The sequence below is a fragment of the Microbacterium sp. Cr-K20 genome, assembly GCF_000708325.1.
GTDB lineage: Bacteria > Actinomycetota > Actinomycetes > Actinomycetales > Microbacteriaceae > Microbacterium.
Genome location: NZ_JARE01000050.1, coordinates 296464 through 310058 on the forward strand (window position 1 = coordinate 296464; position 13595 = coordinate 310058).

Annotated in this window: 10 protein-coding genes and 2 tRNA genes; 6 read left to right on the forward strand and 6 right to left on the reverse strand. The window is 66.0% G+C overall.

Annotated features, from left to right (window positions below):
• Positions 1–66: 66 nt before the first annotated feature.
• The 6 genes from GZ67_RS0112280 to aceE form a co-directional block, all read right to left on the reverse strand.
• On the reverse strand, positions 67–1305 hold the full coding sequence (locus GZ67_RS0112280) for a beta-ketoacyl-[acyl-carrier-protein] synthase family protein (RefSeq protein ID WP_029261785.1): 1239 nt from the start codon (positions 1303–1305) through the stop codon (positions 67–69).
• A gap of 93 nt (positions 1306–1398) precedes the next feature.
• Positions 1399–1647 carry an acyl carrier protein gene (locus tag GZ67_RS0112285; RefSeq protein WP_017830435.1) on the reverse strand — a complete coding sequence of 83 codons (249 nt, stop codon included), beginning with the start codon at positions 1645–1647 and terminating at the stop codon, positions 1399–1401.
• Between the two features lie 68 nt (positions 1648–1715).
• Complete coding sequence (locus GZ67_RS0112290; protein WP_029261786.1) at positions 1716–2717, reverse strand: beta-ketoacyl-ACP synthase III; 1002 nt, start codon at positions 2715–2717, stop codon at positions 1716–1718.
• Positions 2714–3634, reverse strand: a complete 921-nt coding sequence (locus GZ67_RS0112295; RefSeq protein ID WP_029261787.1) for an ACP S-malonyltransferase — start codon at positions 3632–3634, stop codon at positions 2714–2716. Before GZ67_RS0112295 ends, GZ67_RS0112290 begins: the two co-directional genes overlap by 4 nt.
• Positions 3635–3728: 94 nt before the next feature.
• A complete protein-coding gene (locus GZ67_RS0112300) occupies positions 3729–4925 on the reverse strand; it encodes a PucR family transcriptional regulator (protein ID WP_029261788.1) in 1197 nt (398 codons plus the stop codon).
• A 31-nt stretch (positions 4926–4956) separates the two neighbouring features.
• Positions 4957–7683: a pyruvate dehydrogenase (acetyl-transferring), homodimeric type gene (gene aceE / locus GZ67_RS0112305; protein WP_029261789.1), complete on the reverse strand. Its 2727-nt coding sequence runs from the start codon at positions 7681–7683 to the stop codon at positions 4957–4959.
• A 154-nt stretch (positions 7684–7837) separates the two neighbouring features.
• On the opposite strand from aceE, the gene GZ67_RS0112310 reads away from it, so the two are divergent.
• From GZ67_RS0112310 to GZ67_RS0112335, 6 genes are all read left to right on the forward strand, one after another.
• Positions 7838–7910: transfer RNA gene (locus GZ67_RS0112310), tRNA-Val, on the forward strand.
• Between the two features lie 110 nt (positions 7911–8020).
• Positions 8021–10705, forward strand: coding sequence for a hypothetical protein (locus GZ67_RS0112315; protein WP_136025718.1), 2685 nt, complete (start codon positions 8021–8023; stop codon positions 10703–10705).
• A gap of 140 nt (positions 10706–10845) precedes the next feature.
• Positions 10846–10918, forward strand: a tRNA-Val gene (locus GZ67_RS0112320).
• 50 nt (positions 10919–10968) lie between these two features.
• On the forward strand, positions 10969–11526 hold the full coding sequence (locus tag GZ67_RS0112325; protein ID WP_029261791.1) for a dihydrofolate reductase family protein: 558 nt from the start codon (positions 10969–10971) through the stop codon (positions 11524–11526).
• Between the two features lie 142 nt (positions 11527–11668).
• Positions 11669–12556 (forward strand): TIGR01777 family oxidoreductase, encoded by an 888-nt coding sequence (locus GZ67_RS0112330; RefSeq protein ID WP_029261792.1) that lies wholly within the window; start codon positions 11669–11671, stop codon positions 12554–12556.
• A 55-nt stretch (positions 12557–12611) separates the two neighbouring features.
• The gene (locus GZ67_RS0112335; RefSeq protein ID WP_029261793.1) at positions 12612–13565 is read left to right on the forward strand and encodes an L-lactate dehydrogenase; all 954 of its coding nucleotides are present in this window, start codon (positions 12612–12614) and stop codon (positions 13563–13565) included.
• Positions 13566–13595 lie beyond the last annotated feature (30 nt).

Here is a 13595-nt window from a genome sequence, read left to right on the forward strand (position 1 = left end):
ACTCCGGTCCTGTTGCGCGAAGAGAGGCCCTCGGAATCCCGGGGGCCTCTCTTCGTGTATGCAGGGTCAGTCGGCGCTGGCGACGACCAGCACGGCGTTGTGTCCGCCGAACCCGAACGAGTTGCTGATGGCGATCTGGGGGCCGTCGCCGAGCGGCGTGGCCTCGCCGGAAAGACGGAAAGGAACCGCCGGGTCGGGCTCGGTCATGTTGATGGTCGGCGGAGCGACGCGATCACGCAGCGCGAGAAGCGAGAAGATCGCTTCGAGTGCCCCCGTACCACCGAGCAGGTGTCCGGTGGAGGCCTTCGTCGCCGACACGGGGATCTCGTCGATCCGGTCGCCGAAGACCTTCTTGAGAGCGACGTACTCGTTCGGGTCGCCGACCGGGGTCGACGTCGCGTGCGCGTTGATGTGCGTGACCTGGTCAGCGGTCACGCCGGCCTCGTCGAGCGCCTGCGTGACGGCCCGTGCTGCGCCGTTGCCCTCGGGGTCGTTCCCGGTGATGTGGTACGCGTCGGCAGTGACTCCGCCGCCGAGCACGTAGCCGTAGATCTTGGCGCCGCGAGCCTTGGCGTGCTCCTCGGTCTCGAGGATCAGCGCGGCCGCACCCTCACCCATGACGAACCCATCACGGTCGATGGCCCCGGGGCGGGAGGCGTGGGCAGGATCGTCGTTCCGACGCGACAGTGCCTGCGCCGATGCGAACGAAGCCATTGTGATCGGGTGGATCGCGGACTCGGTGCCACCGGCGATCACGACGTCCGCGAGGCCGTCCTGCAGGTGGTGGAAAGCGTGGATGATCGACTCCGTGCTGGAGGCGCAGGCGCTGACGACGGTCTGCGCATAGGCGCGAGCCTCGAACTGCAGCGAGAGGTTGCCCGCAGCGGCGTTCGGCATGAGCATCGGGACCGTCAGCGGCATGACCCGTCGCGGGCCCTTCTCACGCAGCGTGTCCCAGGCGTCCAGCAGGGTCCAGAGACCACCGATGCCGGTGGCGAAGTCGATGCCGAGGCGCTCGGGCGCGACCTCGGGGGAACCGGCGTCGGCCCATGCCTCGCGGGCCGCGATGAGGGCGAACTGCGACGACGGATCCAGGCGCTTGGCCTCGTGGCGGGGGAGCACCTCTTCCGGGCGCACGATCGCTTCGGCGGCGAACGTGACGGGCAGCTCGTACTGCTGAACCCAGTCGTGCTCGAGCGTGCGGGTGCCGGACATTCCGGCCAGCAGGTTCGTCCAGTTCTCCGGGGCCGTGCCGCCGATGGCGGATGTGGCGCCGATGCCGGTGACGACGATGCGCTTGGTCATGGGGTGTGGTTCCTTGTCGAACGTCGAAGGGGGTGAGAGGGCAGGGCGGAGGATGCCACTCCCCGCGAGGTGGGGGGTGGCATCCTGCCGGGATTACTCCTGGCCCGCGACGATGAAGCTGACGGCGTCGCCGACGGTCTTCAGGTTCTTGACCTCGTCGTCGGGGATGGTGACGCCGAACTTCTCCTCGGCGTTGACGACGATCGTCATCATCGAGATGGAGTCGATGTCGAGGTCATCGGTGAACGACTTCTCAAGGGCGACCTCGGAGGCGTTGATGCCGGTCTCGTCGGTGATGAGCTCTGCGAGGCCTGCGAGGACCTCATCGTTGGTGAAAGCCATGTGGTCTTCCTCTTTCTTACGGGTTGTATTCGGAACCGTGGAACAGTCTAGAGAAGGTCAGCGCATTCTCAGGGAAGGACGACGACCTGTGCGGCGAACACGAGTCCGGCGCCGAAGCCGATCTGCAGGGCGAGACCGCCCGAGAGCTCGGGGTGCTCGGCCATCAGACGGTGGCTCGCCAGGGGGATCGACGCCGCCGAGGTGTTGCCCGTGGTCTCGATGTCGCGGGCGATCACCGTGGTCTCCGGCAGCTTCAGCTGCTTCGCGAACTCGTCGATGATGCGCATGTTCGCCTGGTGCGGAATGAATGCGGCGATGTCGGCGGGCTCGACGCCGGCCCGGTCGAGCGCCTCGCGTGCGACCTTGGCCATCTCCCACACGGCCCAGCGGAAGACCGTCTGGCCCTCCTGGCGCAGGGTCGGCCATGGCACCACGCCGTCGCGGAAGTCGGTCAGCGTGCCGTTCATGCCCACGGCGTCGGCCTTCGAGCCGTCGGAGCCCCAGACAGCGGGGGCGATGCCCGGCGTGTCGCTCGGGCCGATCAGTGCGGCACCCGCCCCGTCGCCGAGGAGGAACGAGATGCTGCGGTCGGTCGGGTCGACGACATCGGACAGCTTCTCGGTGCCGACGACCAGTGCGTAGCGGGCTGCTCCGGCCTTGATCAGGGCGTCGGCCTGGGCGATCGCGTAGGCGTATCCGGCGCAGGCCGCGTTGATGTCGTAGGCGGCGGCCGGATTCGCACCGACGCGGTCGGCGACGATGGCCGAGACCGAGGGGGTCTGCTTCGGGTTGCTGATGGTCGCGACGATCACCAGGTCGACCTGATCGGCCGGCACGCCCGACTTCTCGATGGCCTCGGCTGCGGCCGTGGTGGCGAGGTCGATGGCGTCGGTGCCCTTGTCGGCACGGGCACGAGTGATGATGCCGGTACGCTGGCGGATCCACTCGTCGCTGGAGTCGATCGGCCCGATCAGGTCTTCGTTCGGCACGGCGTTCTCACCGCGGGCGGCACCGTACGAGTAGATGCGGGTGTAGGCGGGGCCGGTGACCTGGGCGAGGGTGACGCTCATGCGGCTTCTCCGTTCAGCAGCGCGACGGCTGCATCGAGGTCTTCGGGGGTCTTCACAGCAACGGTCGGCACGCCACGGAGGCCGCGCTTGGCGAGTCCGACCAGGGCGCCAGCGGGAGCGAGTTCGATCACACCGGTGACGCCGGCGTCGGAGAACGACTGCATGCACAGGTCCCAGCGCACGGGGGAGGAGACCTGGTCGACGAGGTAGCTGAGCGCCTGAGCGCCGTCAGCGACGGCAGAGCCGTCACGATTGGTCCACAGCGTGATGTCGGGGTTCGCGGGCGTGACATCGGCGACCGCATCGCGGAGGGCCGAGACGGCCGAGGCCATGTAGCGGGTGTGGAACGCACCGGCGACCTGGAGGGGGATCACGCGCGTGCCTTTGAGGGGCTCCTCGGCGAGAGCTGCGAGGGCAGGAAGCGCGCCGGCGACCACGATCTGTCCACCGCCGTTGTAGTTCGCGGGGGCGAGGTCGAGTTCGGCGAGTCGTGCGAGGAGGGCTTCCTCATCGCCACCGAGAACCGCGCTCATGCCGGTCTGCTCCTGCGCTGCGGCATCGGCCATCGCGCGACCGCGGATGCCGACGAGGCGCATGCCGGTCTCGGCGTCGATCACATCGCTGCCCACGAGCGCCGCGATCTCGCCCACCGAGTGTCCGGCGATGCCGTCGGCGCGGCGTCCCGCCTTCTGGACGAGTGCGTCACCGGCGATCAGGGACGCTGCGACGATGAGCGGCTGCGCGATGCGCGTGTCACGGATGGTATCGGCATCCGACACCGTGCCGTGTTCGCGGAGATCGACCTCTGCGGCATCCGAGTACGCGGCGAGGCGCTCGGCCACTCCGTCGAGCTCGAGCCAAGGAGCGAGGAAACCGGGGGTCTGCGAGCCCTGACCTGGGCATACGACGACAATCACCCACCCAGTCTGCCAACGATTGCGGCAGAGCGGTGGATGATCCATCACAAGATTGCGAGAAACCCTTGTGTGTGGCGCACAGATCGGCCGGGTATCAGCGCTGCTGTCGCCGAAGCGGGGCTCGTCGCCGCACCTGCTCCGCCGTGCCGATGGAGCCGAGGATCAGCGCGGTCTGCAGGATGAGCGCCTCGCGGGGACCGGTGGCATCCCACCCGATGACCTCGCTCACGCGCTTGAGTCGGTAGCGCACGGTGTTCGGGTGCACGAAGAGCTCGCGGGCCGTCGCCTCGAGCGAGCGCCCGTTGTCGAGGTAGCTCCAGAGTGTGGTGACCAGGTCTGTGGAGTGCGCCTGCAGGGGACGGAAGATGCGCTCGATCAGCGTCTGCTTCGCGAGCGGGTCTCCGGCGAGGGCTCGTTCCGGGAGCAGGTCGTCGGCTTCGACCGGACGGGGTGCGCTGCGCCAGGCACGGGCGACCGCGAACCCGGCGAGGGCTGCCCGCGCGCTCTGGCTCGCGTCGACGAGTGCCGCGACAGCGGGCCCGAGTACGACATAACCCGGTCCGAACGACGGCTCGAGCCGGGTCGCGATCTCCTGGAACCCCAGCTCCTCTTCTTCCCCTTCAGCTCCTTCGGCGCGTGCGCGCCCGAGGACGAGGACGAGACGAGAGCCCTGAACGCCGATGAGCACGTCGACGGCGAGCTTCCTGGCCGTTCGGCGGACGAGGTCCACGTCGAACTGCGGAGGGGTGGTGCCGACCAGGACGGCGACCTCGCCGTGGCCGTGCCAGCCGAGTGCCGCGATCCGGCTCGGGAGCTCTTCGTCGGCTTCTCCGGTGAGGATGGAGTCGACGACGAGCGCCTCGAGACGCGCGTCCCAGAGGCCTCGAGCCTCTGCGGCTCTGGCGTACACGTCGGCTGCCGCGAAGGCGACATCGCGGGAGTACAGCAGGATCGCCTCGCGGAGATCGTTCCCCCTGCCGGCGACGCGTTCCTCGGTGACCTCGACGGTCACCCGGATGAGCTGCAGTGTCTGCTGGAGGCTGACGCTGCGCAGCAGCTCACGCGGTGCCGCGGCGAAGATGTCTGCCGCGATCCACGGCGTGGAGTTGGGGTCTTCGTACCACTGGATGAACGACGTGATTCCCGCCTGGGCCACCAGCCCGACCGCGGAGCGGCGGGCTGGTGGCATGTCGGCGTACCACGGGAGGGTGTCCTCCAGGCGCTTGATCGTCACCGAGGCGATGTCACCGGAGATCCGGCGCAGCCAGGTGAGCGTCGCGGCCTTGTCCATGCCGGAAGGAGAAGAACCTGTCACTGAGGGCTCAGCTTTCGCCACCCGCGTTGCCGCTGGTGCCGGCGTTCACGTCGTGCAGACGGTACTTCTCGATCGCCTGCGCCGCGAGCGAGCGGTCGACCTTGCCGTCTTCGGCGAGCGACTGCAGCGTGCGGACGACGATCGACGGGCCGTCGATCTTGAAGAAGCGACGAGCAGCTGCACGGGTGTCCGAGAAGCCGAAGCCGTCGGCGCCGAGCGTGGCGAAGCGGTTCGGGACCCACGGGCGGATCTGGTCCTGCACGGCGTGCATGAAGTCGCTGACCGCGACGACCGGACCTTCGGCACCCTGGAGCTTCTCGGTGAGATACGCGGTGCGGGGCTCCGCCTCGGGGTGCAGGAAGTTGTGCTCGTCAGCGGCGAGGCCGTCGCGGCGCAGCTCGGTCCAGGAGGTGACCGACCAGACGTCGGCGATCACACCCCAGTCGTTCTTCAGCAGCTCCTGGGCCTCGAGAGCCCAGGGGAGTCCGACACCCGACGCGAACAGCTGCGCGCGGGGGCCGTCGCCCTCGCCGACCGAGATGCGGTGGATGCCGCGGACGATACCGTCCACGTCCACGTTCTCCGGCTCGGCGGGCATCACGATCGGCTCGTTGTAGAGCGTGATGTAGTACATCACGTTCGGGTCCTCGTGGTTGCCGCCGTACATGCGCTCGAGACCGGAGCGCACGATGTGCGCGATCTCGTAGCCGTAGGCCGGGTCGTACGAGATCGTCGCCGGGTTGGTGGCGGCGAGCAGATGCGAGTGGCCATCGGCGTGCTGGAGGCCTTCACCGGTGAGGGTGGTGCGACCGGCGGTGGCGCCCATGATGAAGCCGCGGGCCATCTGGTCTCCGGCCGCCCACTGAGCGTCGCCCGTGCGCTGGAAGCCGAACATCGAGTAGAAGATGTAGACCGGGATGAGCGGCTCGCCGTGCGTGGCGTAGGAGGTTCCGGCGGCGGTGAAGGCCGCCAGTGCGCCGGCCTCGTTGATGCCGACGTGGACGATCTGGCCCTGCGGGCTCTCCTTGTAGGCGAGGAGCAGCTCACGGTCCACCGACGTGTAGTGCTGGCCGTTCGGGTTGTAGATCTTCGCCGAGGGGAAGTACGCGTCCATGCCGAACGTGCGCGCCTCGTCCGGGATGATCGGCACGATGCGGTGGCCGAAGTCCTTCGAACGCAGCAGGTCCTTGAGCAGACGGACGAAAGCCATGGTGGTGGCGATCTCCTGCGTGCCGGAACCCTTCTTGGGAAGCGCGTACGCAGTGTCGTCCGGCAGCGACAGCCCGACGTGCGTCGAGCGGCGCTCCGGAAGGAAGCCACCGAGCGCATTGCGGCGCTCGAGCATGTACTGGATCGTCTCGTCCTGGGGTCCCGGGTTGTAGTACGGGGGCAGGTACGGGTTCTCTTCGAGCTGCGCGTCCGTGATCGGGATGTGCATCGCGTCGCGGAACGTCTTGAGGTTGTCCAGCGTCATCTTCTTCATCTGGTGGGTCGCGTTGCGGCCCTCGAAGTGCGGACCGAGGCCGTAGCCCTTGACGGTCTTCGCGAGGATGACGGTGGGCTTGCCCTTGTGCTCGGTCGCTGCCTTGAACGCGGCGTAGACCTTGCGGTAGTCGTGGCCACCGCGCTTGAGGTTCCAGATGTCGTCGTCGGAGTAGTCCTTGACGAGGGCGGCGGCGCGCTCGTCGCGGCCGAAGAAGTGTTCGCGGATGTACGCACCGGACTCGGCCTTGTACGTCTGGTAGTCACCGTCGGGGGTGACGTTCATCAGGTTGAGCAGAGCGCCCTCGGTGTCGCGGGCGAGCAGGTCGTCCCACTCACGGCCCCAGACGACCTTGATGACGTTCCAGCCGGCGCCGCGGAAGAACGACTCCAGCTCCTGGACGATCTTGCCGTTGCCGCGCACCGGGCCGTCGAGGCGCTGCAGGTTGCAGTTGACGATGAAGGTCAGGTTGTCGAGGCCCTCGTTGGCGGCGACCTGCAGCTGGCCGCGGCTCTCGACCTCGTCCATCTCGCCGTCGCCGAGGAACGCCCAGACGTGCGACTGGGACGTGTCCTTGATGCCACGGTTCTCGAGGTACTTGTTCGACATCGCCTGGTAGATCGCGTTGATCGGGCCGAGACCCATCGACACGGTCGGGAACTGCCAGTACTCCGGCATCAGGCGCGGGTGCGGATAGGAGGGGATGCCGTGCGGCGCGTGCGACTTCTCCTGGCGGAAGCCGTCGAGCTGGTCCTCGCTCAGGCGTCCTTCGAGGAAGGAGCGGGCGTAGGTGCCGGGGGAGGCGTGACCCTGGATGAAGATCTGGTCGGCGCCGCCCGGGTTGTCGGCACCCTTGAAGAAGTGGTTGAAGCCGACTTCGTACAGAGCCGCCGACGAGGCGTAGGTCGAGATGTGACCGCCGACGCCGATACCCGGGCGCTGCGCACGGTGCACCGTGATCGCGGCGTTCCACCGGATCCAGGCGCGGTAGCGGCGCTCGATCTCCTCGTCACCGGGGAACTCGGGTTCGTTCTCGGACGCGATCGTGTTGATGTAGTCCGTCGTCGGGACCATCGGCACGCCCAGGTGCAGCTCCTTCGAGCGCTTGAGCAGGCTGAGCATGATCTCGCGGCCTCGGCCGTGGCCCTTGGCATCGACCAGCTCGTCGAGGGACTGCTGCCACTCGCCGGTCTCCTCCGGATCGCTGTCGAGTGGGCCCTGGGAATAAGGATCCTGGTCGTGCACGGTCACGGGGCGAACCTTTCGTCAAGCTGGCAGGTCATGCCAAGGAAACGGGAAGCGACACGGGCAGCCTTGTCAGCTGTGCACAACGCGCGCCGGAATCAGCCTATCCCTCTTCTACGACACAGTCGCGCATCGGGTGGCCGATACACTGGGGGCACCAGGGCCTTTAGCTCAGCTGGTAGAGCGCCACGTTTACACCGTGGATGTCGTCGGTTCGATCCCGGCAGGGCCCACCTAGAAAGTGGTCCTGCTCCCTCGCCTCGGTAATCGTTCCGTCGCGGCGCCTCTGTGTCGTCTGTCGGTGTGCGCCATACTGTCTTCAGACCTGAGGATACGGAGATTCGTGGCTAGTCGCGTGCAAGAGATTGTTGGTTGGCTCTTCGACGGGTGGAAGGCCGAGTTTCCGCTAGCCATCGTTGAAGGTTTCGCAGGGGTAGGGAAGACGACGTCGGTTCGGAACTACTTCAAAGCATGGAGCGGTCCCAAGGTGCTCGTAACGCTCGTGGAAGGAGCGCTATACGAGGAGTTTCTTCTCAGCGTCGTCTCAGAGATTGAGATGGCAGGCATTAAGGATGTCGGCGACAGTGGCGACTGGGAGCACGACATCGTGCGCGCGGTTCAGGACGAGGGTCTTCTCCTCGTGTTGGATAATTTTGAGACGCAACTGGATGCCGACGGAATCGTGCTCTCCGTCGATCTGCGACGACTGCTTGCGAAGCTTGCTTCAGTGCATTCGGGACGAGTCTGCATCGTCTCCTCTCGTTCGCCGAGCCCAGACGAGTGGACAGAGCGATCGCAGTACCGCACCATGGGCCAGCTTGGGAGCGAGCAAGGCGTTCACATACTTCGCACGATGCTTGAGGAGCGGCAGAAGCTCGACGATTTCGACGAAGCCCTATTGGTCGACGTGTCGGTCTGGTTGGGGAACAACCCACGGGCTATGCGAGCTTTCGTGGCGTGCCTCATCGGCCAGCCATTGGAAGAGATGATCGAGCGCGATCGGGAGTCGTGGGAGCTACGACATACCCCTCGATCTGCTCAACTCACGGCACGACTCGAACGCGATTTTTGGCACCAGTCGCTTGGAAGGCTGGACCCAGAGTCGGTCACGCTGGCGGAGAATCTCTCTGTCTTCCGTCGCCCATTTCGGATCGAGGCGATCAGGGCAGCTGGTGCGACGATTCACAATTGGGAGAATGCTAGGAACAGGTTAGCACTGTCTTTTATTCTTGATCGCTCGAACGCCTGGTACGAACTCAACCCCGTCGTTCGCCAACTTACGTCCGGCAGATTGGTGCAGCTCGAACGAAGGCATGTAACGGCGCACGCACGCGCCGCTGACTTTTTCGCCAAGAGAATTGACGCTTCGGCGTATCGCGACGCGAATACGGCGGGCGGTTACTTCGTCGAGGCGAGGCACCACTATCGCGAGGCGGGGCGCGACGATATGGTCGACGCTATTGCTGGCAAGTATCGGGGCCTTTTGCTTCGCGCCTATCGCGGCTCTCAGATCGACCTGACAGACGCGGCCGTGGCCCGAGAACGCATCCCGATCCTGCTGGCCGCCCTGGATCACGACGACGAGGGGTTTGAGCCTCTGCGCGCTGCTCTAACCCAGCTGCTTGAAGCGCGGGGAGCCGAGGGTGACGACTACACGGCTCTGCGGCATGCCAGACTCGCTTCTCAAGCGAAGACGCCGCTCGCTTTTTGGATGGCGTACACGCGTATCGCGGTCCGAGTGGAAACCGATGCGTTCTTGATTTCTCTCGCGAAGCGAGCGATAGATCGATGCGCTCGCGAACCGGAGCGCGTTGTGGTGGCGATCAGCGAACAGTTGTTTCTTCGAGGCCAAGCCCAAATGGCGCTTAGGTTGATCGATGAGGCGTCTGCATCTATTTCCCGGCCCGCCGATGTTTACCTGATTCGACTAAAGTCCTTTATCCTCGATCGCACTGGGAATTTCGCAGGCGCATTTGAAGTGATGCTTGCGCGCCATCGAGAAGGGGGCCCGGGAAAGCTAATCGACAGACTCCTTGAAGAGGCGACATTTCTTGCGTTCCAGCATGAGGCGATCGATCGATTGATGGAGGTCGCAAGCTATGCGGCAAGCGTGCAGGATTCGCTAACGAAGCAGTCAGCCGCCCTGGCCTTTACGCTGACAGCCATGCTCCGCGGTGACTATCGGGAGGCTCTTCGCGCCGCGGAGGGTGGTCGCCGAGACGGCGCTGTGGCAGCGCAGGCGATCTTCTGCCACCTTGCCCTCGGACAATTTACCCAGGCAGCCGAAGCGATGACGCAGCTCGGTGGTGTCCGCAACGCTGCATCTCGCTGGCTCAGCGCCGTTGTGGCTCTATGTAATGGTGACGCCGACACCTACATTGATTCGATCTCGAACGCAACCGACCAAATCACGACCGACATGACGATGAACGATGAGAAGCTCTGGATGCACGTTTGGGATGACGTTCCGGCACGTATGGCTCCATTCCCAAGCTACTACTTTCCCAGACTTCCACCTCGTCTGACCGGGCTAAACCGGGACGTCGTCCGGACGCATCATGGTGGTTCTCAAGTCGATCTGATACGCCAATCACTACCGCTGCAGGGTTCACATGCGACCGAATCGCCGGCCGTTCCCAGCGCTCCAGTGATCGCGACTTCCAATTCGGGAGCCCCGATCATCTACGTTCAAGAAGGGACCTTTGATTTGGGTAAGCAAGAGTATGTCAACAACGGTCAAGTCGGATCGATGGGACATAAAGCGAAGGTCGATGGAGACATCACGCAGAACCAGATCGTGCTTCCGTCGGTTCCCGAAGCGCTACGGGAACTTGCAGATTTCGCGAGGGCTTCAGATCAAGAAGCAGTGGCGAAGACGCTCGACGAAGTCAACGCACTTGAGTCTGCCTCCGACCGGGCGACCGCGACCGAAAGATTTCGCGAAGTCCGTGCATGGGTAGTGGACAAGGTTGCCGATGGAGCCGTTGCAATCGCTGCTGGACTTACGCTGGCAGCCTTCGGAGGATAGGTTCACCGCGAAGGTTTTGGCGACAGAGGAGCCTGCGTTTCGTGTCTAAAACGGACGCAGCGTTCGTGACGGGTTGCTCTTTCCGGCTACCCGACTCCGTTCAGGGTGCGCATCGGGTGGCCGATACACTGGGTGCACCAGGGCCTTTAGCTCAGCTGGTAGAGCGCCACGTTTACACCGTGGATGTGGTCGGTTCGATCCCGGCAGGGCCCACACCACCTCGAACCCTGGCGGTCGCCGCGTCGCAGTCCTATGCTCCCCGCATGGGACTCCTGACCTTCAGCATCAACGTCACCCTCGACGGCTGCGTCGACCATCGGGAGGGCATCGCCGATGAGAAGACCCATCCCCTCTTCACTCAGCTCATGGAGGAGTCAGGCGCGATGCTGTGGGGTCGCACGACCTACGAGATGATGGAGAGTGCGTGGCCGGCGGTCGCTCGTGGAGACGTGGAAGCGGACTCCACGATGCGGGAATGGGCGCTCAAGCTCGACGCCAAGCCGAAGTATGTGGTGTCTTCCACCCGCGAGGTCTTCCCCTGGGCGAACAGCCACCGCATCGCCGGAGATCTGCGCGCGGGTGTGCAGAAGCTCAAGGACGAGACACCGGCGGGGGTGCTGCTCGGCAGCATCTCTCTGGCTGCCGAACTCGACCGGCTCGGCCTCGTCGACGAGTACCGGTTCCTCGTCCAGCCCCGGATCGTCGGTCACGGACCGACCCTCTACGAGAGCGGACTGCCGAGCACGCGACGGCTCGCGCTGATCTCGGCGACGCCGCTCCGGAACGGAGCTATCTGGACGCACTACCGACGCGCCGATTGACTGCGACAGACGGGGAAGGAATCGAGCACCGGACCTACCCTTCGCGAGCGATCGGCGCAAGGCCCGCAGCTCCTCGAGCCTCGAGCGCGTACCCTCGGACCCACGGCAAGACTCGATGATCAGGGACGGGGAGTTCTCACAAATGGCGCGACGCATCGTCATCAGCGGGGCATCGGGACTGATCGGGTCCGCCCTCGCATCATCGCTCCGCGCCGACGGCGTCGAGGTGACCGCACTCGTCCGCCGGGCTCCGCGGTCCGACGCCGAGGCGCAATGGGCACCGGGGGAGCGTGCCCTCGATCCGGACGTGCTCGCCGGGGCCGAAGCCATCGTCGCACTGGGCGGTGCGAGTGTCGGGCGGCTGCCGTGGACAAAGGGGTACCGTCGTGAGCTGGTCGACTCTCGTCTGCAGGCGACGCGGACGATCACGACCGCTCTGCGTTCTCTGCGCTCCGAAGCCCCGGCCCTCGTGTCGGCGTCCGCTGTCGGCTACTACGGGTCCGTTCCCGGCGAGGTGCTCACGGAGGATTCCACTGCTGGTCAGACGTTCCTGGCCGACCTCACCGTGCGCTGGGAGGCCGAGGCGCGCCAGGCCGAGGACCACACCAGGGTCGCGCTGCTGCGCACGGCGCCCGTCATCCACCGGCGCGGAGTGCTCAAGCCCCTCATCCAGCTGACCAGGTTCGGCGTCTCCGGCCCGCTCGGACGCGGCACGCAGATCTGGCCGTGGATCTCACTCGACGACGAGGTGGCGGCGATCCGTCACGTGCTGGACCAGAAGATCGCCGGTCCCGTCAATCTGACGGGGCCCACTCCTGCCTCCGCGAACGACATCGGCCGTGCCCTCGCGGCCCGGATGCACCGTCCGTTCTGGCTGCCGGTGCCGACCTGGGCACTCCGGTTCGCACTCGGCGATGCGGCGGAGTCTCTGCTGCTCCCGGACGCGGACGTGCGCCCTCAGGTGCTCGAGCGCACGGGGTTCCGGTTCACGCACGCCACCGCGGCCGCCGCCGTCGCCGCAGCGCTCTGAGATCTCCCGGCGCCACCCCTCCCGGATCGGCGCCCGGCACTGCAAGACTGAGCGCATGGAGATCATCGAGAACTCGAAGCTCACGGTCGTCGGTGCGGGAAGCGTGGGATCGAGTGTCGCCTACGCGGCGCTGATCCGCGGGTCGGCCCGACACGTCGCGCTCTACGACATCGCGACCGAGAAGGTGGAGGCCGAGGTGCTCGACCTCGCCCACGGAACGCAGTTCACCGGTTCGAGCGACATAGTCGGCGGCAGCGACATCTCGGTGGCCGCGGGGTCGCATGTCGTGGTCATCACCGCCGGAGCGAAGCAGAAGCCGGGACAGACCCGCATCGAGCTCGCCGAGGTCAACGCCGGCATCATCCGTCGCATGATGCCGGATCTGCTCGCGGTCGCGCCGAACGCCGTCTACGTGATCGTCACCAACCCCTGCGATGTGCTCACCGTGATCGCGCAGGAGGAGACGGGTCTTCCGCCCGAGCGGATCTTCGCATCCGGAACCGTGCTCGACACCTCCCGGCTGCGGTGGAAGCTGGGAGAGCGCGCCGGAGTGTCGACGGCCAGCGTCCATGCGCACATCATCGGCGAGCACGGCGACACGGAGTTCCCGTTGTGGTCGCGGGCGACGATCGGCACGGTCCCGATCCTCGAGTGGGAGACGCCTGGGCACCCACGATTCACCCTTGATGAGCTCCAGGACATCGCGGTCGACGTCCGAGACGCCGCGTACAAGGTGATCCAGGGCAAGGGCGCGACCAACTACGCGATCGGTCTGTCCAGCGCGCGGATCGTCGAGGCGATCCTGCGCGACGAGCACGCCGTGATGCCCGTGAGCACCGTGCTGCGCGACTTCCACGGTCTCGACGGGGTCGCGCTGTCCGTGCCGTCGATCGTGAGTGCGAAGGGTGCCGTGCCCATCCGTAACACCTCGTTCTCGGACCATGAGCTCGGGCTGCTCCGTCAGTCCGCGGATGCGCTGCAGACGGCCGCGGCCGATCTGCGCCGCTGAGGGGACGCCGGCGCGAACCGGCAGCCCCTC

What these genes read in the sequence shown, in the direction of transcription:
- GZ67_RS0112280 (WP_029261785.1), bottom strand. Translation starts at nt 1,305, where the DNA reads ATGACCAAGCGCATCGTCGTCACCGGCATCGGCGCCACATCCGCCATC.
- GZ67_RS0112285 (WP_017830435.1), bottom strand. Translation starts at nt 1,647, where the DNA reads ATGGCTTTCACCAACGATGAGGTCCTCGCAGGCCTCGCAGAGCTCATC.
- GZ67_RS0112290 (WP_029261786.1), bottom strand. Translation starts at nt 2,717, where the DNA reads ATGAGCGTCACCCTCGCCCAGGTCACCGGCCCCGCCTACACCCGCATC.
- GZ67_RS0112300 (WP_029261788.1), bottom strand. Translation starts at nt 4,925, where the DNA reads ATGGACAAGGCCGCGACGCTCACCTGGCTGCGCCGGATCTCCGGTGAC.
- GZ67_RS0112325 (WP_029261791.1), top strand. Translation starts at nt 10,969, where the DNA reads ATGGGACTCCTGACCTTCAGCATCAACGTCACCCTCGACGGCTGCGTC.
- GZ67_RS0112330 (WP_029261792.1), top strand. Translation starts at nt 11,669, where the DNA reads ATGGCGCGACGCATCGTCATCAGCGGGGCATCGGGACTGATCGGGTCC.
- GZ67_RS0112335 (WP_029261793.1), top strand. Translation starts at nt 12,612, where the DNA reads ATGGAGATCATCGAGAACTCGAAGCTCACGGTCGTCGGTGCGGGAAGC.